General features: G+C 60.1%; 18 protein-coding genes. 7 read left to right on the top strand and 11 right to left on the bottom strand.

Annotated features, from left to right (window positions below; genetic code table 11):
- Positions 1-161 precede the first annotated feature (161 nt).
- Together ettA and FHX09_RS15385 are read right to left on the bottom strand one after the other, a co-directional pair.
- On the bottom strand, positions 162-1,811 hold the full coding sequence (ettA, locus tag FHX09_RS15390; protein WP_007802357.1) for an energy-dependent translational throttle protein EttA: 1,650 nt from the start codon (positions 1,809-1,811) through the stop codon (positions 162-164).
- A gap of 193 nt (positions 1,812-2,004) precedes the next feature.
- Positions 2,005-2,739, bottom strand: coding sequence for a ribonuclease (locus tag FHX09_RS15385; RefSeq protein ID WP_184450348.1), 735 nt, complete (start codon positions 2,737-2,739; stop codon positions 2,005-2,007).
- A gap of 157 nt (positions 2,740-2,896) precedes the next feature.
- On the opposite strand from FHX09_RS15385, the gene FHX09_RS15380 reads away from it, so the two are divergent.
- The 4 genes from FHX09_RS15380 to FHX09_RS15365 are packed head-to-tail and all read left to right on the top strand — an operon-like array spanning position 2,897 to position 7,675.
- A complete protein-coding gene (locus tag FHX09_RS15380; RefSeq protein ID WP_183720470.1) occupies positions 2,897-3,826 on the top strand; it encodes an alpha/beta hydrolase in 930 nt (309 codons plus the stop codon).
- A gap of 16 nt (positions 3,827-3,842) precedes the next feature.
- Entirely contained in the window at positions 3,843-4,799 is a 957-nt protein-coding gene (locus tag FHX09_RS15375; RefSeq protein ID WP_132590685.1) for a DMT family transporter, read from the top strand.
- 18 nt (positions 4,800-4,817) lie between these two features.
- On the top strand, positions 4,818-6,020 hold the full coding sequence (locus tag FHX09_RS15370) for a CaiB/BaiF CoA-transferase family protein (RefSeq protein ID WP_183720476.1): 1,203 nt from the start codon (positions 4,818-4,820) through the stop codon (positions 6,018-6,020).
- Complete coding sequence (locus FHX09_RS15365; protein WP_183720479.1) at positions 6,017-7,675, top strand: thiamine pyrophosphate-binding protein; 1,659 nt, start codon at positions 6,017-6,019, stop codon at positions 7,673-7,675. Before FHX09_RS15370 ends, FHX09_RS15365 begins: the two co-directional genes overlap by 4 nt.
- A gap of 38 nt (positions 7,676-7,713) precedes the next feature.
- Here FHX09_RS15365 and FHX09_RS15360 read toward each other — a convergent pair whose 3' ends face one another.
- The 3 genes from FHX09_RS15360 to FHX09_RS15350 all read right to left on the bottom strand — a co-directional run bounded on the left by FHX09_RS15360 (position 7,714) and on the right by FHX09_RS15350 (position 9,379).
- On the bottom strand, positions 7,714-8,058 hold the full coding sequence (locus tag FHX09_RS15360) for a RidA family protein (RefSeq protein WP_007802370.1): 345 nt from the start codon (positions 8,056-8,058) through the stop codon (positions 7,714-7,716).
- 73 nt (positions 8,059-8,131) lie between these two features.
- Positions 8,132-8,470 carry a TIGR01244 family sulfur transferase gene (locus FHX09_RS15355; protein WP_007802372.1) on the bottom strand — a complete coding sequence of 113 codons (339 nt, stop codon included), beginning with the start codon at positions 8,468-8,470 and terminating at the stop codon, positions 8,132-8,134.
- Between the two features lie 69 nt (positions 8,471-8,539).
- The gene (locus FHX09_RS15350) at positions 8,540-9,379 is read right to left on the bottom strand and encodes a DUF4432 family protein (RefSeq protein ID WP_132590679.1); all 840 of its coding nucleotides are present in this window, start codon (positions 9,377-9,379) and stop codon (positions 8,540-8,542) included.
- Between the two features lie 230 nt (positions 9,380-9,609).
- Between FHX09_RS15350 and FHX09_RS15345 the strand changes: the two genes are divergently transcribed.
- The gene (locus FHX09_RS15345; RefSeq protein ID WP_183720482.1) at positions 9,610-10,965 is read left to right on the top strand and encodes a L,D-transpeptidase; all 1,356 of its coding nucleotides are present in this window, start codon (positions 9,610-9,612) and stop codon (positions 10,963-10,965) included.
- Positions 10,966-11,035: 70 nt separating this feature from the next.
- Here FHX09_RS15345 and FHX09_RS15340 read toward each other — a convergent pair whose 3' ends face one another.
- From FHX09_RS15340 to FHX09_RS15315, 6 genes are all read right to left on the bottom strand, one after another.
- Positions 11,036-11,749 (bottom strand): ParA family protein, encoded by a 714-nt coding sequence (locus tag FHX09_RS15340; protein ID WP_245505486.1) that lies wholly within the window; start codon positions 11,747-11,749, stop codon positions 11,036-11,038.
- A 230-nt stretch (positions 11,750-11,979) separates the two neighbouring features.
- The gene (locus tag FHX09_RS15335; RefSeq protein WP_007802381.1) at positions 11,980-13,131 is read right to left on the bottom strand and encodes an iron-containing alcohol dehydrogenase; all 1,152 of its coding nucleotides are present in this window, start codon (positions 13,129-13,131) and stop codon (positions 11,980-11,982) included.
- The gene (locus tag FHX09_RS15330; RefSeq protein ID WP_007802383.1) at positions 13,128-14,513 is read right to left on the bottom strand and encodes an aldehyde dehydrogenase family protein; all 1,386 of its coding nucleotides are present in this window, start codon (positions 14,511-14,513) and stop codon (positions 13,128-13,130) included. Before FHX09_RS15330 ends, FHX09_RS15335 begins: the two co-directional genes overlap by 4 nt.
- 104 nt (positions 14,514-14,617) lie before the next feature.
- The gene (locus FHX09_RS15325; protein WP_132590675.1) at positions 14,618-15,985 is read right to left on the bottom strand and encodes a glutamine synthetase family protein; all 1,368 of its coding nucleotides are present in this window, start codon (positions 15,983-15,985) and stop codon (positions 14,618-14,620) included.
- A gap of 144 nt (positions 15,986-16,129) precedes the next feature.
- Positions 16,130-17,677, bottom strand: a complete 1,548-nt coding sequence (locus tag FHX09_RS15320; protein ID WP_007802387.1) for an amino acid permease — start codon at positions 17,675-17,677, stop codon at positions 16,130-16,132.
- Between the two features lie 126 nt (positions 17,678-17,803).
- The gene (locus FHX09_RS15315; RefSeq protein ID WP_132590673.1) at positions 17,804-18,577 is read right to left on the bottom strand and encodes an N-formylglutamate amidohydrolase; all 774 of its coding nucleotides are present in this window, start codon (positions 18,575-18,577) and stop codon (positions 17,804-17,806) included.
- Positions 18,578-18,752: 175 nt separating this feature from the next.
- Between FHX09_RS15315 and FHX09_RS15310 the strand changes: the two genes are divergently transcribed.
- Together FHX09_RS15310 and FHX09_RS15305 are read left to right on the top strand one after the other, a co-directional pair.
- The gene (locus FHX09_RS15310; protein ID WP_132590671.1) at positions 18,753-19,625 is read left to right on the top strand and encodes a MurR/RpiR family transcriptional regulator; all 873 of its coding nucleotides are present in this window, start codon (positions 18,753-18,755) and stop codon (positions 19,623-19,625) included.
- Between the two features lie 181 nt (positions 19,626-19,806).
- Positions 19,807-20,910: an ABC transporter substrate-binding protein gene (locus FHX09_RS15305; protein ID WP_007802394.1), complete on the top strand. Its 1,104-nt coding sequence runs from the start codon at positions 19,807-19,809 to the stop codon at positions 20,908-20,910.
- Positions 20,911-20,975: the final 65 nt, after the last annotated feature.

The following is a 20,975-nucleotide window of genomic DNA, read 5'->3' as shown; positions in this document are numbered from 1 at the left end:
GATCCAATCAACATATAAAGATATCTTTATGTGAATCGAGAGGACGTGGCAAGATGCAATTCAATCCGTTCACGAAATTAGCTGCTCGGATCGCGACATCAATGCGCGCAAAAAAACCCCGGCGAACCGGGGCTTCAACGCTTAAAACCAATATCCGATGATCAGCGCGTCAAGCGCTTGTAGGTCACGCGCTTCGGATTGACCGAATCGGCCCCGAGGCGGCGGATCTTGTCCAGCTCGTACTCTTCGAAGTTACCTTCGAACCACTCGACGTGGCTGTCACCTTCAAAGGCGAGGATGTGCGTGGCCAGACGGTCGAGGAACATGCGATCGTGGCTGATGATAACGGCGCAGCCGGCAAAATTCTCGAGCGCATCCTCAAGGGCTGCCAGCGTTTCCGTGTCGAGGTCGTTGGTCGGTTCGTCGAGCAAAATGACGTTGCCGCCGGCCTTCAGCATCTTGGCCAGGTGCACGCGGTTGCGCTGACCGCCCGAAAGCGTGCCGACCTTCTGCTGCTGGTCGCCGCCCTTGAAATTGAAGGCGCCGCAATAGGCGCGCGAATTCACTTCGTGCTTGCCGAGCTTGATGATGTCGTTACCGCCGGAGATTTCCTCCCAGACGGTCTTGTTGCCGGCGAGCGCGTCGCGGCTCTGGTCGACATAGCCGAGGTCGACAGTCTCACCGATACGAATGTCACCGCTATCAGGCTTTTCCTGGCCGGTGATCATGCGAAACAGCGTCGTCTTGCCGGCACCGTTCGGACCGATGACACCCACGATGCCGCCGGGCGGCAGCTTGAAGGTCAGGTTCTCGATCAGCATGGTATCGCCGTAGCCCTTGGTGAGGTTCTCCGCTTCAATAACCACCTGGCCGAGACGCTCGCCGACGGGGATGACGATCTGCGCATCGCCGGGGCGACGGGCGTCGGCCGCAGCGACCAGTTCGTCGTAAGCGCGGATACGGGCCTTGGACTTCGCCTGACGGGCCTTCGGGCTGGAGGCGATCCACTCCTGCTCGCGGCTGATCGCCTTCTGGCGGGAGGCCTCTTCGCGGCCCTCCTGCTGCATGCGCTTCGCCTTCGCCTGCAGGTAGGCCGAATAATTGCCTTCGTACGGGATACCACGGCCACGGTCGAGCTCGAGGATCCAGCCTGTGACGTTGTCGAGGAAGTAGCGGTCGTGGGTAATCATCAAGACGGCGCCCGGATATTCGCGCAGGTGCTTTTCAAGCCAGGCGATGGTCTCGGCGTCGAGGTGGTTGGTCGGTTCGTCGAGCAGCAGCAGATCAGGCTGGGCGAGCAGCAGGCGGCAGAGTGCGACGCGGCGCTTCTCGCCACCCGAGAGCTTTTCGACCGAGGACTCGCCGGGCGGGCAGCGCAGCGCGTCCATCGCCATTTCCACCTGGCTTTCGAGGTCCCAGAGGTTCTGGCTGTCGATGACATCCTGGAGCTTAGCGCCCTCTTCCGCCGTCTCGTCGGAGTAGTTCATCATCAGCTCGTTGTAGCGGTCGAGGATCGCCTTTTTCGGCGCAACGCCTTCCATGACGTTCTCAAGGACCGTCTTGGAGGCATCGAGCTGTGGTTCCTGCGCGAGGTAACCGAGCGTTGCGCCGTCGGCCAGCCATGCCTCGCCAGTATATTCCTTATCGAGGCCCGCCATGATGCGCAGCACGGTCGACTTACCAGCACCGTTCGGGCCGAGAATACCGATCTTGGCATCCGGATAGAAAGAAAGGTGGATGTTCTCCAGCACCTTCTTGTTGCCGTAAGCCTTGTTGAGGCCGGCCATATGGTAGATGAACTGACGTGCCATTGATAATTCGCTCCGCGGGGGATTTAAGTTTTGCCGCTATGTAGGCGAATTGCGCCAAAGGAGCAACGCGCGACGGCCAAAATCCGGAGGCTTTTGCGACCGTCGTCGGGATCGGAACCTGGCACGCTGTTCTGTTAGTCGCCTCGTATGGCCTAAAGGTCGACAGACCGGCCTTGGTTTTCGGTGAGCGGGATCAAAAGCCGGCGGCGTCCACGACGCCCTCATTGCAGCCGAACGACGTCCGCCCTGCCCCTTGGATAAGGTCGCGCAGGCTCGTTTCGCCATTCGATGTCGCGGCTTCCGAAAGACCGATCGTGAGTTCGCTGATGACGCGGTTTCCGCCGGCACGCCGGCAGCTCATCTTGACGCGATCTCCGGCGCCAGCGCCAAAGCTTTTATCAAATACGGCCTTGATCGCCTCCGCCGTCAGCGACTTGCCGATATTGGCCGCGAACAGATCGCGGACCGCCGAAGCATTGAGCTCGTCGATCAGCCGGACAGACGTGGCGAAATAGTCGTCGGCACTCAGCTTTGTGCAGGTACCGTGTTTGATCCACTCATGCCGCTCCAGGCCGGATTGCGTTCCAGGCATCGCCTTTGCGAGTGCGGTCTTGGTCGCAGCAGACAGCTCCACCACCGGCAGCTTGTTCCAGTCGCCGTCCTTGTCCGCGGCGCGCAGGTCGCCGGAGACGTCGCAATAATCCTTGCGCATCGGCCATAGCCCGTGCAGCGAGAAATTGGTCGCATCGAACCTGTCCTTGGTCTGGCTGCTGCATTCCGGTTTGCGCTGGTTGGTTTCGCAAAAGGCAGGCTGCCAGCTGGCAGCCAGAATGAAGCGCGTTCTTCCAGCGCCATCCTGGGCTCCCGCAAGGCCGGCTGCCGCGATCGCAATCAGGAATACTGCCATACGCAGAAATGGATTGCTCATTTTCATCCCCACAAGGAACAATTCATGAACAAGAAATCACGCCGGCTTTATTTTCACAACCCTCAATCCGTAGGATGCGAAAATCCGGTCGCATAAATATTTGGATGTGTTGCATTTCCCGGGCGATCTGATCTTCTCCCGCCAATGGGAGGATATGATGTTTGCAGATACGCAACGCCTTGAAACGGCGAACGCTTCGCTTGGATTTCATCACGAACCGGCGCAATCCGAGGTACGCGGAATTATCCTTGTCTCCCATGGACTGGCCGAGCATTCCAAGCGTTACGCCCGTTTTGCGGTGGCGATAGCGGCTCGTGGCTACCATGTCTTTGCCTTCGATCACCGTGGACATGGCGAGACGACCGCGGCCGACGCACCGATCGGGCGTTTTGCGCGCAAGGAAGGCATCCGGCAGGTGATCGATGATGTCGGTTCGGTCCGCGACCACGCCGTGACGCAGTATCCCGGTCTACCCGTCATTCTTTTCGGACATTCGATGGGAGGCCTCATTGCGCTTAACGCGGCGCTCACCCATCCGGAGAAATATGACGCCCTCGCGGTCTGGAACTCCAATTTCAACCCCGGCATATCAGGACGGGCCGCGCAAGCGATCCTGCTCGCCGAACGTGCACTGAAGGGCTCTGATGTTCCGAGCGGCATCCTGCCGAAGCTCACCTTCGGCACCTGGGGCAAATCCATCGCCGGCCGTCGAACCGACTTCGATTGGCTAAGCCGCGATCCTGCCGAAGTCGACAAATATATCGCGGACCCGCTGTGCGGCTTCGATGCCTCGGTGTCACTCTGGCTCGATATTTTCGAACTGACGTTTCGCGCCCCGCGAATGACGCATCTGGAACGACTGCCGAAGCAGACGCCGATCCATCTTGTCGGCGGCGGGCAGGATCCGGCAACAGATGGCGGAAAAGCGGTGATCTGGTTGTCAAACCATTTGAAAGCCCGTGGCTTCTCCCGTATCACGACGCAAATATATCAGGACATGCGCCACGAAACGCTGAATGAAATTGGAGCGGACGCGGCCATCGCTGCATTCGCTGACTGGTGCGACGAAGCGATCGCAAGATCCTGAACCGAAGGATTTCGCGATGGACAATGGCATCTCTTCCCGCCCCGCAGCCGCTTCGGAGGTGTCGACCGGCATTCTGTTGATGTTCCTGTCGGTGCTTGTATCCCCGATCATCGACATCTTTTCCAAGCTCGCAATAGCTACGATTCCCGCGGCAGAAATCACGGCCGCGCGCTTCGTCGTGCAGGCCCTCTGCATGCTGCCGATCGTCATCTGGCGCGCAAGCTGGAAGACCTTTTCCTGGCGCGCCAACATCTTTCATGCCATCCGAGGCGCCATCATAACCATCTCCATGGTCTCCTTTGTTACGACGCTGAAGTACATGCCGGTTGCCGATGCGATCGCGATTTTCTTCGTCGAACCCATCATACTGACGATCCTGAGCAGCATCTTCCTCAAGGAGACAATCGGTTGGCGCCGCTACACTGCCTGCGGCGTCGGATTTTTCGGCGCGATGCTGATCATCCAGCCAAGCTTCCAAGAGGTCGGCTACGTCGCACTTCTGCCTGTCGTCAGCGCGTTGTGCATCGCCATCTTCGCCTTGATGACCCGCGTGCTTTCGCATCGGGAAGATCCGTGGGCGATGCAGCTTCAGATGGGCATCTGGGGTCTACTGTTGTGCGCCATCCTGCTGGCTTTCGGCAGCGCGACGGGTTCCGACGTCTTTGACGCGGTGATGCCGGATGGCCGTGGCTATCTCTACCTGCTCGGCGTCGGTGTCACGGCTGCCGTCGCCGGCATCTTCGGCGTCTATGCCTACCGCGCAGCGCCCGCCTCGACATTGGCACCGCTGCAGTATTTCGAGATCGTGTCGGCGACCGTCTTCGCCTGGCTCGTCTTCGGCGACTTTCCGGATGCGCTCAAGTGGCTCGGCATCTTCATCATCATCGCATCGGGCTTGTACATCATCTGGCGCGAGCGACGCTTTGCATCGAAGCCGGTATCCGATACACCTCAATCGGCCCTGGCGCCCTGATCTGCTCGTGGGAGGAACATGACAGACAATCAGCCCCAAAAGCCGCCGCTGTCCGGCATACGCGTCATCGAGCTTGCGAGGGTCCTTGCAGGTCCATGGGCGGGCCAGATGCTGGCCGATCTCGGCGCCGACGTGATCAAGGTCGAAAACCCGGAGGGAGGCGATGACACCCGGCACTGGGGACCACCCTTTGTCGAGGGTGCCGACGGCGAAAACCTCTCCGCCGCCTATTACCACGCTGCCAACCGCGGCAAGCGTTCGATCACCGCCGACCTAAAGCGCGAAGAAGATCAGGCGCTGGTCCGCCGCCTCATCGCCACGGCCGATGTCGTCATCGAGAACTTCAAGCTCGGTGGGCTCGTGAAGTACGGTCTCGACTACGAGAGCCTGAAAAAGACCAACCCAAAGCTCGTCTATTGCTCGATCACCGGCTTCGGCCAGAACGGTCCCTATGCCAGCCTGGCAGGCTATGACTATATCGTTCAGGGCATGTCCGGCTTCATGTCGATCACCGGCGAGCCGGACGGACAGCCGATGAAAGCAGGCGTTGCGATCGCCGACATCTTTACCGGCATTTACGCGGTCGCAGCCATCGAGGCAGCGTTCATCCACGCGCAGAGGACCGGCGAAGGGCAGCTGGTCGACATGGCGCTGCTCGACGTCCAGTCGGCCGTGCTCGCCAACCAGAACATGAATTATCTCGTGTCCGGCCGCGCCCCGACGCGACTTGGAAACGCGCATCCGAACATTTCGCCCTATGAAGTCGTGCCGGCCGCCGATGGCTATCTGATCCTCGCGGTCGGCAATGACGGCCAGTTCCGACGCCTGTGCGCGATCCTCGGCCTTGAGGGCATTGCCGACGATCCGAGCTTTTCGACGAACAAGGCGCGCGTAGCAAACCGTGACGAGGTTCGCAGGCTGGTTTCGACCGAAACGTTGAGATGGCAGAAGGCCGACCTGCTGCGGGCCTGTGAGACGGACGCCGTTCCGGCCGGCGCGATCAATACCATCGAGGAAATGTTTGCGGATCCACAAATTCAGGCGCGTGGGTTGCGGGTAGATCTCGCCGACGCAAAGGGTACCGTCATTCCCGGCGTGAGGACGCCGGTCGTGCTGTCGCAGACGCCCTTGCGTTACGAGCGGCCGAGCCCGCGGCTGGGAGAGCATCAGGGGGAGGTTCTGGCGGAGCTCGCCGAACTGGAGGAGAAAAGATCATCATGAAAAGAACCGGCGGGGAACTGATCGTCGAGGCCTTGAAAGCGAATGGGGTGAAACGCCTCTCCTGCGTGCCCGGCGAGAGTTTCCTTGCCGTTCTCGATGCGCTTTATGACAGCGACATCGACGTGGTGGTCTGCCGTCAGGAGGGTGGCGCGGCCATGATGGCCGATGCCTGGGGCAGGCTCACCGGCGAGCCCGGCATCTGCATGGTAACGCGCGGGCCTGGCGCCACGAACGCCACGGCCGGGCTGCATATCGCCAGGCAGGATTCCATTCCGATGATCCTCTTCATCGGGCAGGTCCAGCGCGACGCCCGCGAGCGAGAGGCTTTTCAGGAGGTCGAGTTCCGCCGCGCCCTCACCGAATTCAGCAAGTGGGTGGGCGAGATCGACGATGCTGCTCGCATTCCCGAGTTCGTCACCCGCGCATTTGCGATCGCCACGTCAGGCCGTCCCGGCCCCGTCGTCTTATCACTGCCCGAAGACATGCTGCGCGACGAAGTGGAGGCGCCCCGCGCCAAGCGCTATTTGCGCGTCGAAGCGCATCCCGGTCGTCGTCAGATTGACGACTTTTACCTGCGACTGCTGAAGGCGGAGCGGCCGGTGGTCATCGTCGGCGGCACACGCTGGGATGCGGATGCGGTCGCCGATCTGAAAACCTTCTCGGAACGCTTCGCCCTGCCCGTCGGATGCTCGTTCCGTCGGCAGATGCTGTTTGATCATCTCCACCCCAACTATGCCGGTGATGTCGGCATCGGTATCAACCCCGCACTGGCGAAGGAAATCAAGGAGAGCGACCTGCTGATCCTGCTTGGCGGGCGCATGTCGGAAATGCCCTCCTCCGGCTATACGCTCATCGACATCCCCTACCCGCAGCAATCGCTTGTCCATATTTATCCCGATCCATCCGAGCTTGGCCGTGTCTACAGGCCCGACCTCGCAATCTGCGCGAGCCCGAGTGATTTCGTTGCGGATCTTGCTGATCTCGAGGCACCAAGCGAACTCAGATGGGCGGAGCGCACCGAACGGATGCATCAGGCCTACATTGCGTGGTCGACACCGCCGCAAAGCGGTCCCGGCCCAGTCCATATGGGACCGATCATGGAGTGGATCGAGGCAAATACGCGCCCCGATGCGATCTTCACCAACGGTGCCGGAAACTATGCCACCTGGCTGCATCGGTTCCATCGTTTCTGTCAGTTCAACACCCAGGCGGCACCGACATCAGGCTCCATGGGCTACGGCCTGCCGGCCGCGGTTGCTGCCAAGCAGCTCTTTCCCGAACGCGAGGTCATCTGTTTCGCCGGGGACGGTTGTTTCCTGATGCACGGCCAGGAATTTGCGACCGCCGTTCGCTACAACCTGCCGATCATCGCCATCGTCATCAACAACGGCATATATGGCACCATCCGCATGCATCAGGAGCGCGAGTATCCCGGTCGCGTCAGTGGCACCGATCTGACGAACCCGGACTTTGCGTCGCTTGCGCGCGCTTACGGTGGCCATGGGGAAACAGTCGAGACGACGGAAAGCTTCGCAGCCGCCTTCGAGCGCGCACGGGCGAGCGGCAAGCCCTCGATCATTGAGGTAAAGCTTGATCCGGAAGCAATTACGCCGACGCGTACGCTTTCCGAAATTGCCCAAACAAAAAGCCGGTGAGCGAACCCACCGGCCTTCGAAATCGCAATGCCGCCGACTTAGTCGAGGGCGGCTGTAACCGTGAACTCGACCTTGTACTTCGGCGCAGCAAGCTTGGCTTCGCTGGTCGCGCGAGCCGGCGTGTTGGCTGGATCGACCCAGGCTTCCCAGGCGGCGTTCATTTCGGCGAAGTAGGACATGTCGGAAAGATAGATCAAGGTCTGCAGGATCTTGGACTTGTTCGAGCCGGCTGCAGCGAGCAGACGATCGACTTCGGCCAGCGCCGACTTGCACTGTTCGGTGACGCTTTCGCCTTCGCCGACCTGGCCAGCGAGGTAAACGGTGTTGCCGTGGACAACTGCACCGCTCATGCGGGCGCCGGCGTCGATACGCTTGATGCTCATGATGTTCTCCTGTTTGCGAAACGAACGACGCCGCTGGAATCGAGCGGCGCCGGATTTGGTTTGCCGATCGGCACTAGGCGCGAATGTGGTGCGTCTTCTGATAGATCGCGGTCGAGCGGGCGCCGGAGCGGCAGTAGCCGAGCATCGGGCGCGCGAATTCATCGAGCGCATCAACCATCCCCGTGATCGCCTCTTCGGTAACACCCATCGGGCCGACCGGCACATGTGCGATATCGAGGCCGAGTTCCTTGGCGCGCGCTGCTACCAGTGCATATGGCGTCTGATCGGGGCTCTCGTCGTCGGGGCGATGGCAGACGATCGATTTGAAGCCCAGGGCCTTGATCTGATCGAGATCCTCGACCGAAATCTGACCGGAAACCGAATACTCGTCGTCGATCTGGCGAATGTCCATCGCTAATCCTCCTGAAATCGTGGGCTGAATGACTACGCCGCCCCATGCCCAGCGTCAACCGCAGATCACTCAAACGAAGGCGAAGCTGAGCGCATAATGTCGGCTCTCTCCGGGCTTCAGCATGACGAAATCGCCCGATGCCTCCAACTCCGAACGCGACACCCAGCGATGCGATACCGGCTCGATTCCAAGGACGTCGGCGGGCGCTTTCTGATTGCGCCAGACCTGCAGGTGCGGCAACGTCTCGGCAAGGACGCGCACTCGGAGAACCTTGCCGCCGATTGCGGCGATCGGCCCAAGCCGTACCTCGGCAAAGCCGCCTTCCGTTGCCGGCGCCTCGACGCAGAAGATACCAGCCGGCTCCTCGCCGAAATTCCACGGAAAGCCACCACCCTCGAGCATCTTGCCTTCGAGGCGCGTGCCGGCATCAAACCATTTGCCGCCGATATTCATGTGGTACATCAGGAAGGTCGGAACGATCTTGTCGCTCGTATTGACGACCTTGTCCGTGAGGCGCGCCTCCCCCGTATTGCCGTCGATGAACCACTGGCGTTCGATCCGGACCGACAAGCCCTCGACCGTCACGATATCAATATCCGCCCGGCACTCGGCATTGCCATTGTCGAACTTCGTCCAGAGAACCTTGGCTGCGTGCCCGGGCCCGGACCCGTGCAAAGGATAGACCTTTCCGTCCGCCCGTCCCGGAATCGGTTCGCGGTGACGGATATGGTCCGGCCCGCAGGTAAAGAGAAAGCCTTCGACCGAATGCGATATGCGCGCATCGCCGTCGTCGGGGACCGCCTTCTTGGGAGCGATGTCGACGCCATCGACGACACATCCGCCGATATCCATCAGCGACGTTTCGTCCAGCATCAGTGTCGGCCCTCTGGCGGCGGCAAATTCGATCATCGTTCAACGTCCTCCCGGTAGCGGCTTGCGCACCGTTATGTCTCGGCAGGGATTTCGTCAATCACGACGGCGCGCCTTGCCGCGTGGAACCGACTAGTCGCTCCAAATGTTCATGACTAAAGGAGAAATCACGGGATTTTTATCTTTTGTTCAGCACGATCTCATAAATTCCACACTAGCGTCAAAATTCGCAGGTGTGTGTCGGCCAAGTCACTGAAGGGTATGAAGACGTGAATCGCTTTGTAATAACGGGATTGTCTGCCGCATCTGCCCTGCTCGCCATCGCTATCGCAGCGCCATCTGCCGATGCGCAGCAGCTTTACAACGGACGCCAAGGCGACGTCGTCTTCGTGGCGCCCAACGGTGACATCCTCGACTATGTCCCGTCGGGCGCGGCTTACGCGCGTGATCGACGCGGCAACCGCGTGCTGGTCGATCCCTATGGCAATGTGATCGCGACCGAGATGCGGGCCCGCGGCTATTACCCACGCCCGCCGGTGCGCGACGCGTACAACAACGATGCCTATTATGGCGACGATCCCTACGGCGATGGTCGTTACGCTGAGCGGGGCGCCGTGACCGGCTCGATCCCGCGCAACGCTCCGGTCGACCGCCAGCCGCTCGATGACCAACCCTATCCGCAAAGCGGCGACGACTATGCGTCCATCGAGCAGGATCAGCAGACGCCCGAAATGTTGCAGCCGAAGCCGTCTCAGGAGCCGGTGATCACGCTCAAGAACAAGTCGAAGTCCGAGATCGTCGCATTGCAGGTATTCCTCGACCGCGCCGGAGTGTCCCCTGGCGCGATCGATGGCCACATGGGCGCGAACGTCACCAAGGCGATCTACGCCTATCAGCAGATGACGGGCGAGACGCTCGACCCAAACAACACCGACGCAATTCTCGAGCAGTTGCGCATGAGTGGCGGTCTGCCGCTCGTCAGCTACACCATTACGCCTGCGGATGCCGCCGGCCCGTACGTTGCGGAAATCCCGGAGGACTACGCGCATAAGGCTGCGATGTCATCGCTCGGCTACACCTCCACGACGGAAATGCTCGCCGAGCGCTTCCATATGGACGAAGGCTTCCTGAAGGAAATCAATCCGGGCGCCGATTTCACGGTGCCCGGCACGATCGTAAAGGTCGTCAATCCCGGTGAAGTGAAGGCCGGATCGGTCGCGCGCATCATCGCCGACAAGGGCCGCAAGCAGGTCTTTGCCTATGACAATGCCGGCAATCTCGTCGCCGCCTACCCCGCCTCAATTGGCTCCACCGATACGCCCTCGCCGTCCGGTACGGTGACCGTCGAGCGCGTCGCCTTCAATCCGGGCTACACCTACAATCCGAAGATCAACTTCCAGCAGGGCGCCAACGACAAGATCCTGAACATTCCGCCGGGTCCGAACGGCCCGGTCGGCACGGTCTGGATGGCGCTTTCCAAGCCGACCTACGGTATCCACGGGACGCCGGAACCATCGAAGATTGGCCGCACCCAGAGCCACGGCTGCATCCGTTTGACGAACTGGGATGCCACCGAACTGGCGAAGATGGTCAAGCCCGGCGTGACAGTCGAATTCACCGACTGATCTACCAGCCCGTTCCATCAAGAAAAAATGCGCCGCAAAGGGCGCATTTTTGTTTTGCTGACAGTTGTCGCTAGGCAGCTGAACGGATCAGCGGGCCAGTGCTGCGTGCCGGTTCCGGAAGCTTCACTGGAACCTTGCCCATGATCTCCTCAGCAAAACAGCGGGCGTTGTCCCGCGCCTTGTCGAGGTTGCTGACGCGAGCCGGATCGAGGGAATGCAGCGTGCCACCGCAGTCAAAAATATCGCGGAAGGCGGAGCGTTCGATGATCGCGGTGTCGAGGACCGGGACCTGACGCTCACTCAGCAACGACTTGACGATCGAGAGCGCTCGCGTCGTCACCATCGAATTGACGCGCGTCAGCACAACCGAGTGTCCGATACGGATACCCGCCTTCTCGTCGAGATACTGCAGCAACTCGAGGACCTGCGCTCCGCCACGGGCGTCCATCGCGCATCCCTGGATGGGAATCAGGACATGATCGGAAAGGCCGATTGCCGTCGCAAGCAGCGGATTGCGCGCGCCCGGAAGGTCGATGATGAAGTAGTCCGTATTGTGCTTGTTTTCCGATATGTGCAGCGGCAAGGACGCCGACGTGACGAAATCGATCACCGAGATATTCGCCACATGCCCGGATACTTCATGCCACCGCGTGATCCAGTGCTGCGGATCGGCATCGAGGATTGTCACCCGATAGCCCTTCTGGGCAAGCTCGGTGGCGAGAAGAAGTACGGCTGTGGTCTTGCCAGCGCCGCCCTTGGTGTTTGCGAAAGTGATGACTGGCATGTTCGGTCCTCGAAGGGAAAATGTGAGCCTTTCTATGGCTCTGCCGCGCACTCTCGGAAGCATCGTGCGGTTAATGCATCCTTTCTAATTATGGTTAACAACTCCTAAACGTGACACCTGAAATTGCGGCCAGCATTTCTTGCACTCTGGCGAAATCGCGACGCCCTTGAAAAAAAGCCCGGAAAGCCTAGGCTTTCCGGGCCAGTTCAGGTCCGCCGTCTTCTTTAAGTTCAGAAGCAATCCTTAAAGAGTGCCTTGGTATTTTCGAGTGTCATCTTGACCGGATTGCCGCCAGCACTCGGGTCCTCGATCGCCATTGCCGAAAGTTCATCGATTCGATCCGGCTTGATTCCCATCGCAGACAGGCTGTCGGGAACACCGAGCTCGGAGCGAAGCTGCAGGACGTAGTTATAGAAGCCGTCGAAGCCGCCGGAGATGCCGAGATAGGCCGCGGCGCGCGCAATCTTCTCCTCAATCGTCGAACGATTGAAACGCAATACCGCTGGCATCACGACGGCATTCGTCATCCCGTGATGGGTGTTGTAGACCGCGCCGATCGGATGCGACAGCGCGTGAATGGCGCCGAGACCCTTCTGGAAGGCGACAGCGCCCATGGCGGCGGCTGACATCATGTTGGCGCGGGCTTCAAGGTCCGTGCCCTCCCTGTAGGCGCGCGGCAGGAATTCTTTGACGAGGCGCATGCCCTCCAGCGCGATACCGGCAGACATCGGATGATAGAAGGGCGAGGAATAAGCTTCCAGGCAGTGCGCAAAGGCGTCCATGCCGGTGCCAGCGGTGATGATCTTCGGCATGCCGACGGTCAGTTCCGGATCGGCAATGACGACGCCCGGCAGGAACTTCGGATGGAAGATGATCTTCTTCACATGCGTTTCGGAATTGGTGATGACGCTGGCACGACCAACTTCCGAGCCTGTGCCGGCCGTCGTCGGGACGGCCACGATCGGCGCGATGCCTTCGACGCTCGCGCGCGTCCACCAGTCACCGATATCCTCGAAGTCCCAGACCGGCCGTGTCTGGCCGGCCATGAACGCGACGCACTTGCCGAGATCGAGGCCCGAGCCGCCACCGAAGGCAACGACGCCGTCATGGCCACCGTCCTTGAACGCCTTAACGCCAGCCTCGAGGTTCTTGTCGTTCGGGTTCGGATCGACATCAGCGAAGATCGCGCGGCCAAGGCCGGCATCTTCGAGAATGTCGAGCGCGGTCTTGGTGATCGCCATGGAAGCCAGGCCGCGATCGGTGATCAGCAGCGGCTTCTTCATCCCGAGGCTCTTGCAGGCGTCTGCCAGTTCCTTGATGCGGCCCCGGCCAAGCTTGAAGGCGGTCGGGTAGCTCCAGTTGGCTGTGATGTTGCTGCTCATGCTGTGACTTTCTTCAGATGGTAGGATTTCGGACGCGTCAGGTTGTGGAAGCCAATGATCGACAGCGAACCCCCTCGGCCGGTTTCCTTGACGCCGGTCCAGCACAGAGCCGGATCGAGATAGTCGGCGCGGTTCATAAAAACGGTGCCGGTCTCGATCTCGCGGCCGAGCCGCCCTGCCCGTTCCGGATCCTTCGTCCAGAGCGAAGCCGTCAGGCCGTACTGGCTGTCGTTCATCAGCGTAACGGCTTCGTCGTCGCTCTTCACCTTCATGATGCCGACGGCAGGACCAAAGGTCTCCTCGCGCATAAAGGCCATGGAATGATCGACGTTGACGAGGATCTGCGGTGCGAGATAGGCGCCGCCATCGTCCTGTGGGAACAGCTTGGGGTCAACGAGCGCCTTGGCGCCCTTGGAAACGGCATCGGCGATCTGCTCGCGCACGACCTTGGCAAAGCGCTTGTTGGCCATCGGGCCAAGCGAAGTCTCAGGATCGAGCGGATTGCCGAGTTTGTAGTTCGACACCCAGGCGACCGACTTCTCGACAAAGCTGTCATAGAGCGATTCATGCACATAGATGCGCTCGATACCGCAGCAGCACTGGCCGGAATTATAGGTCGCGCCGTCCATCAGCGTATCGACCGCCGCGTCGAGGTCGGCGTCTTCCATGACGTAGCCCGGATCCTTGCCGCCGAGCTCTAGCCCGAGCCCTGTGAACGTTCCGGCTGCCGCCCGCTCCATCGAGCGGCCGCCTTCGACCGAACCGGTGAAGTTGACGAAGTTGAAGCTGCCCGCAGCAATCAGCGCCGAGGTCGTTTCGTGGTCAAGGAACACGTTCTGGAAGACGTCCTCGGGAACGCCGGCCTCGACAAAAGCCTGCACCAGCCGCTCTCCAACCAGCAGCGTCTGTGACGCATGCTTCAGAACGACCGTGTTGCCCGCCATCAGCGCCGGCGCGATCGTGTTGATCGCCGTCATGTAGGGATAATTCCAGGGGGCCACGACGAACACAACGCCATGCGCTTCACGTTCGATGCGACGCTCGAACTTGTCGCTTTCCTCGACAACCAGTGGCGCGAGCGCATCGGCGGCGATCGAAGCGACATAGTTGGAGCGCTCGTTGAAGCCCTTGTACTCGCCGCCGTAGCGGATCGGGCGGCCCATCTGCCAGGCAAGTTCCGGCACAACGACGTCGGACATTTCATTAAGGCGCGCGACGCCCTTCAGTACCAGTTGAACGCGCTCTTCCAACGGCCGCTTCGCCCAGGCCTTCTGCGCCTTGCGCGCACGCGCCACCGCCTCTTTCGCCGCCTCTAGCGAAAGCGCCGGCCGCTCGGCGAAAACCGATCCGTCGATCGGTGAAATGCATTGGATCATTCCCATGATCTTCATCCTATGTTTTCGCGTGCCGAAACCGGCAGCCCCCAACAATCTCCTCAGATATGGAGATCATATGACAGGACGCCATCCGGCTTTGGCTACGCCTATTATGCTCTTTCGAAACCGCGCGCCACTTCCCAGTCGGTGATGCGACGATCGTATTCTTCCTGCTCCCACTGGGCAGCACGGGTATAGTGGTCGATGACGTCGTCGCCAAAGGCATTGCGAAGCATCTTCGATTCCGTCATGGCGACTGTTGCCGCGCGCAACGTACGCGGGATCTCGCGGACGCTGCGTGCTCCATAGGCGTCGCCGACGAACGGCGCCTCGAGCTCCATCTTCTGCTCTATGCCATCGATGCCGGCGGCAAGCAGCGCGGCAAAGGCGAGATGGGGATTAAGGTCGGAGCCGCCGACACGGCACTCGATACGAATCGCTTTGGTGTCGTCGCCGCAGAGGCGATAGCCGGCCGTGCGGTTGTCCTTGCTCCAGATTGCCTTCGTCGGCGCAAAGGTGCCCGCCATGAAGCGCTTGTACGAGTTGATGTAAGGCGCGAGGAAGTAGGTGATCTCGCCCGCGTGGGCGAGAAGACCGGCCACGTAGTTGTTCATCAGCGGCGACATGCCGTACTTGCCCCCCTCGTCGTGGAAGAGCGGCGTCTTGCCGTCAGCGCTCCAGAGCGACTGATGGATATGCGACGAACTGCCGGCGGCATTGTAGTGCCACTTCGCCAGGAAGGTGATCGCCTTGCCCTTCGACCAGGCGATTTCCTTGCAACCGTTCTTGATGATCGAGTGGCGATCGGCCATCGTCAGTGCGTCGGCATAGCGGACGTTGATTTCTTCCTGGCCCGCGGACGCCTCGCCCTTGGAGTTTTCGACCGGAATGCCGGCGCCCTGAAGGCCGGTGCGGATTGCCCGCATGACTTCTTCTTCCTTGGTTGTCTGGAAGATGTGGTAGTCCTCGTTATAGGCGCTGGCGAGCTTCAGGTTGCGATAGCCTGACGCATGCGCAGACTCGTAGGTCTGGTCGAACAGGAAGAATTCGAGCTCCGAGGCCATGAACGCCTTCATGCCCATGTCTTCCAACCGCTTGACCTGTTTCTTCAGGATCGCGCGCGGCGAGTGCGGCACCTCTTCATGCGTGTGGTGGTCGAGGAGATCGCAGAGCACGAGCGCTGTGCCTTCGAGCCACGGAATGCGGCGCAACGTCGAAAGATCGGGCTTCATCGTGTAGTCGCCATAGCCCTTTTCCCAACTCGTCGCCTTGTAGCCGGAGACGGTTTCCATCTCCATGTCGGTGGCAACGAGATAGTTGCAGCTGTGCGTTTCCTTCCATGCGCTCTCGAGGAAGTATTCAGCCTGAAAGCGCTTGCCCATCAAGCGGCCCTGCATGTCCACCTGGCACGCCAGAACTGTATCGATGCGCCCGTCGGCAACATCCTGCTTGAGATCGTCGAGGGTATAGATGCTCATATTGAATCCGCCTGACATTGAACTGAAATCGGGGCAACGAAAGAGCATACTGTGAGACGGGCCTGCCGCCTCTGATGCGTTTTCGTTGAGCCGGAAAGCGGGGCCGCCATCGCGGCCCCGCGGTTGGAGAGGGAAGTCGAAACCTCAGGCTTCGCCAACGGCCTTCTCGGCAGCTGCGATCTCGGCTTGACGACGCGCAACCTCGTCGCCGATCGGCGGGCCCTTGAAGCGGCGGCTTTCGAAGCCGAACCAGACGATACCGGTGAGGACCAGGAAGCCGACAGTGATGTAAAGCGCCCACTGGTTCGGCGGCTGAATGCCGAGGACGAAGATCAGCATCATCGCCAGGATCGACAGGACCGCAAACAGCTTGAACGTGCCTTCGCCGAGGTTCCATGGTCCCATCTTGTCCCACTTCGACGTGCCCCACGCGAAGAGACCGAGGGTGATCGGGATCGCGAAGGAGAAGAACAGGAAGATGACCGTGCACGAGACGACGATCGTGTAAACCGGGGTCTCGCCGATCGAAACAAGCGACGAGCCCCAGACGAACAGAACAGAGAGGATCGAACCCGTCCAGATGGCGGCAACCGGCGTGCGGTGCTTCGGGCTGACCTTGGCAAGAGCCTTGGATGCCGGCAGACCGCCGTCACGCGAGAAGGCGAAGATCATGCGGGAGACCGAGGTCACAGTCGCCAGACCACACAGCCATTGGCTGACGAAGATGGCGAGGTAGAGCAGATCCTTGACGACAGGATTGACCTGACTGTCCATGGCCCAGAAGAACACGTTCCAGCCCTGTTTGGCCGCATCGTCCATGTTCGGGAGCATCAGCACGAATGCGCAAAGCATGATGTAGCCGAAGAGCGCCGACCAAAGAACGGAGGCGACCATGCCGCGCGGAACGGAATGGGCGGCCTTGACCGTTTCTTCCGAGGTATGTGCCGAAGCGTCATAGCCGGTGATCGTGTAGATCGGCAGCAGGAGGCCGAGCAGGAACACCCAGGCGCCCGAGGTCGACGGCCAGACGTTGCCGCCGGCTTCGCCGGAATAGTTGGCGAAAGTGAAGAGACGGGCAATGTCGTAGGACGGCGCTGCCAGCAGGCAAACTGCAGCAAGGGCGATTGCCGTTACGAAGATCAGGTAGCCCGAGAAATCCGTGAGCTTCGCCGTCAGCCCGATCCCCATGTGGTTCACCAGCGCCTGGGCACCGGTAATGATCACCAGGAACAGGATGCGAACGGTGGTGGTATCGGTCAGCCCGAAATAGCTGGTGCCGAACGAGCCCATGAAGAAGTAGTAGGTGCCGACATTGATCGCGCCGAGAACCGTGACAAGACCGAGCAGGTTGAACCAGGCGGTCAGCCAGCCGGTGAAACGGTTGCCGAGGATCGAGCCCCAGTGATAGAGGCCGCCTGCAGTCGGATAGGCCGAGCTGATCTGCGCCATCGCGACAGCGAACACCAGCGAAACGAAGCACCCGAGCGGCCAACCGATGCCGATGGCCGCACCGCCAGCACCCGCCGTGGCTTGAGCCAGCGAGTTGATGCCGCCGGAAAGAATGCAGATGATAGAGAATGAGACCGCAAAGTTCGAGAACGAGCTCATCCGCCGTTCCAGCTCCTGGGCGTAGCCCATGGAGTGCAGGATGTGCATATCCTGCTTTTTGTCGTGATCCGTGTAGTCGGACATGACTTCCCCCTGTTTAGCGATCAGCCGCGGGATTGCGGGTGATCATCCAGTGCCAAAGTGCCCGCGACGTTTTCGCCTTCGGGCTGATCGCAGTTAGACTGCCCCCTGGGATCTTTTTCTTCGTTGTCAGGCGTCCAGGCTTTGCTGGAGAAGCCCCGTCAGATAGTCGGCCACGACCCCTTGACCGTCTTCGTCTGAGATGAGGTCGTTGCGGACCTCGATCATTACATTGCGTAGCCCGTTGGATAGCCCATGCAGGATCAGCGTGTGGGTCACGCCATCCGCAGGGCCATAGGGCTCGTTGCGTTCGATTTTGTAGAGAGGCGAGCCGGTCGATGCGGCGTTCAAAACGCTGTCGGCAAAGCGGCTGTCTTCGTCGTGCAGTATACCAATTTCCACGGTGCGCGTCTTCCCGTGGTACACCGGAGTGAAGCTATGGACTGTTGCAATCACCGTCTCCTGCCCCCTCGCCATGCGATCGCGAATCAGTGCGCGAATGGCGTCGTGGAAAGGAATATACAATGCTTCGGTGCGCATGAGGCGTTCTTCCGCGCTGAGATTGGCATTGCCCGGAATATCGTAGATTTCGCTTCTCGAGGGCATCGCCCCCGGAGACTCCGGCGGCCTGTTGCAATCATAGATCAATCGCGAGAACCGCTGGTAAATGAGCGTGGCATCGAGCGCTTGTGAAATCCCGCGGGCAACTGCCAATGCGCCTGGATCCCATGCGATATGACTTTCCAAGGCCTCGCCGGACAGACCGAGCGTTCCGTAGCGTTCAGGCAGGAGGCGGGACGCATGTTCGCAGATCACAAGCAACGGGCTCTTGCCGGTCGGCCGCTCGACCGAAACGCACCCCCCTTCCGTTTCGCTTAGGACCTTGAACTGAGCAGGCACCACAGCCGCATCCCGATCATTAATAAAGAATGTATAAGAAAAGAATTCTTCAGGTTCCGACGACTGTCAAGCGCATCCTGAAAATTTCTTTTCATGACGGTAGTTGACATGGATTGTGACAGCGTTGTTAACTTTCGGTGGGAAAGTGGCACAAGACCAATCCCGGGGAGCAGATCGCGTGACCGCTGCGTCGAAGACAGTTTCGGACGTAATCCATTCGCATTTTGGCACGCTTACGCGGGCCGAAAAGCAATTGGCTGAGAGCCTGTTGGACAACTACCCCGTCTCCGGACTGGGGAGCATCACGACGATTGCAGAAAATGCCGGCGTATCGACGCCGACAGTCGTGCGCATGGTCCAGAAGTTGGGCTTCAAGGGCTATCCCGACTTCCAGGCGCACCTTCATCAAGAGGTCGAAGCGACGATCTCGAACCCTATCACCAAGCATGACCGCTGGGCCTCCAATGCGCCGGGAACGCACATTCTCAACCGCTTTGCCGACGCAATCATGGGCAACCTGCGTCAGACGCTGAGCGGCCTGGATACGGCCACCTTCAACAGCGTTGCCTCCCTGCTGTCCGATCGCAAGCGCAGCCTCTACTTCGTCGGCGGACGCATTACCGGCGCGCTGGCCGAGTACTTCTTCACCCACATGCAGGTCATTCGACCGAACACGGCGTTGCTGTCATCGAACTCCAGCAGCTGGCCGCAATACGTGCTCAATATGAGTCCCGGCGACCTGCTGGTCATCTTCGACATCCGCCGCTACGAGCAGGAGATGGTCAGCCTCGCGACCGCCGCTCGCAAAAGCGGCGCCGAGATCGTCGTCTTTACCGACCAATGGGGCTCTCCTGCTGCCAAGCTCGCGCGCCACAGCTTCCGCGTGCAGATCGAGGCCCCATCGGCCTGGGACTCGTCTGTCGTCACTCTCTTCATCGTCGAAGCTCTCATCGAAGCCGTTCAGAGCTCGACTTGGGACCAGACGAAAGAACGTATGAAAACCCTGGAGGGCCTATTCGAGCAAACCAGACTTTTCCGCAAACTCAGCTAGGAGGGAAAATAAGACAGATAGATGACGTGAGACGGTCGAGCGAACAGCGTGTTGTAAATGAAACATCGCCGCCAACTGCCTGCTATACAAAGAAAAAAGAACGTCACCAAACTGTCACGAAAGCTTCACGTAACGTCAGTAACAGCATCGTCGGACACTGAAAACCCGAAGGAGAACAACAGTGATCTCTAATATTTCGAAAATGCTTTCGCTTTCTACTGCGATTGTCGTTGCTTCGACTGCAATCGCAGCCGCTGAGCCAAGCGCTGAACTTATCGCTGCCGCCAAGAAGGAAGGCACGCTGACGACGATTGCGCTTCCGCACGACTGGTGCGGCTACGGCGACGTCATTGCCGGCTTCAAGGCTAAGTATGGCCTCGAGGTCAACGAACTGAACCCGGACGCAGGCTCGGGCGACGAAATCGAAGCCATCAAGGCCAACAAGGGTAACACCGGCCCGCAGGCTCCTGACGTCATCGACGTCGGCCTCTCCTTCGGCCCCTCGGCAAAGGCAGACGGCCTGATCCAGCCCTACAAGGTCTCGACCTGGGACTCCATTCCGGACAGTGCCAAGGATGCTGACGGCTTTTGGTACGGCGACTACTACGGTGTTTTGTCGTTCGTCGTGAACACCGACATCGTCAAGGAAGTGCCGAAGGATTGGGCCGACCTGAAAAAGTCGGACTACGCCAACAGCATCGCACTTGCCGGTGATCCGCGCGCGTCGAACCAGGCTGTCCAGGCCGTTTATGCCGCTGGCATCGCAGCCGGTGAAAAGGATGCGACCAAGGCTGGTGAAGCCGGTCTCGCTTACTTCGCCGAACTCAACAAGGCCGGCAACCTCGTTCCTGTGATCGGCAAGTCCGCTTCGCTCGCTCAGGGCTCGACCCCGATCGTCGTTGCGTGGGACTACAATGGTCTCTCCTGGCGCGATACGCTGAAGGGCAACCCGCCGGCTGAAGTCGTCGTTCCGGCATCGGGCGTCGTTGCCGGCGTTTACGTCCAGGCGATCTCCGCCTTTGCTCCGCATCCGAACGCTGCAAAGCTCTGGATGGAATACCTTTACTCGGACGAAGGTCAACTTGGCTGGCTGAAGGGCTATTGCCACCCGATCCGCTTCAACGATCTGGCGAAGAACAAGAAGGTCCCGCAGGCACTTCTCGACAAGCTGCCGCCGGCTGCTTCCTATGAAAAGGCAGTCTTCCCGACGCTCGCCGAGCAGGCTGCTGGCAAGACCGCTATCACCACCAAGTGGGACAGCGTCGTCGGCGCCAACGTCAAGTAATCTCTGACGCAGCACCTCTCCGCCCTCGTGGCGGAGAGGTTTCATTCTTCATTGCCCCGATAAGG

This window comes from Rhizobium sp. BK538 (assembly GCF_014197575.1).
Taxonomy (GTDB): Bacteria; Pseudomonadota; Alphaproteobacteria; order Rhizobiales; family Rhizobiaceae; genus Rhizobium.
The sequence above is the reverse complement of the archived record's forward strand: the minus strand, read 5'-3'. Positions and strand labels throughout refer to the sequence as shown.

Coding starts and splice junctions, on each gene's coding strand:
- ettA (WP_007802357.1), bottom strand. CDS start 1,811: ATGGCACGTCAGTTCATCTACCATATGGCCGGCCTCAACAAGGCTTAC.
- FHX09_RS15385 (WP_184450348.1), bottom strand. CDS start 2,739: ATGAGCAATCCATTTCTGCGTATGGCAGTATTCCTGATTGCGATCGCG.
- FHX09_RS15380 (WP_183720470.1), top strand. CDS start 2,897: ATGTTTGCAGATACGCAACGCCTTGAAACGGCGAACGCTTCGCTTGGA.
- FHX09_RS15375 (WP_132590685.1), top strand. CDS start 3,843: ATGGACAATGGCATCTCTTCCCGCCCCGCAGCCGCTTCGGAGGTGTCG.
- FHX09_RS15370 (WP_183720476.1), top strand. CDS start 4,818: ATGACAGACAATCAGCCCCAAAAGCCGCCGCTGTCCGGCATACGCGTC.
- FHX09_RS15365 (WP_183720479.1), top strand. CDS start 6,017: ATGAAAAGAACCGGCGGGGAACTGATCGTCGAGGCCTTGAAAGCGAAT.
- FHX09_RS15360 (WP_007802370.1), bottom strand. CDS start 8,058: ATGAGCATCAAGCGTATCGACGCCGGCGCCCGCATGAGCGGTGCAGTT.
- FHX09_RS15355 (WP_007802372.1), bottom strand. CDS start 8,470: ATGGACATTCGCCAGATCGACGACGAGTATTCGGTTTCCGGTCAGATT.
- FHX09_RS15350 (WP_132590679.1), bottom strand. CDS start 9,379: ATGATCGAATTTGCCGCCGCCAGAGGGCCGACACTGATGCTGGACGAA.
- FHX09_RS15340 (WP_245505486.1), bottom strand. CDS start 11,749: ATGCCAGTCATCACTTTCGCAAACACCAAGGGCGGCGCTGGCAAGACC.
- FHX09_RS15335 (WP_007802381.1), bottom strand. CDS start 13,131: ATGAGCAGCAACATCACAGCCAACTGGAGCTACCCGACCGCCTTCAAG.
- FHX09_RS15330 (WP_007802383.1), bottom strand. CDS start 14,513: ATGGGAATGATCCAATGCATTTCACCGATCGACGGATCGGTTTTCGCC.
- FHX09_RS15325 (WP_132590675.1), bottom strand. CDS start 15,985: ATGAGCATCTATACCCTCGACGATCTCAAGCAGGATGTTGCCGACGGG.
- FHX09_RS15320 (WP_007802387.1), bottom strand. CDS start 17,677: ATGTCCGACTACACGGATCACGACAAAAAGCAGGATATGCACATCCTG.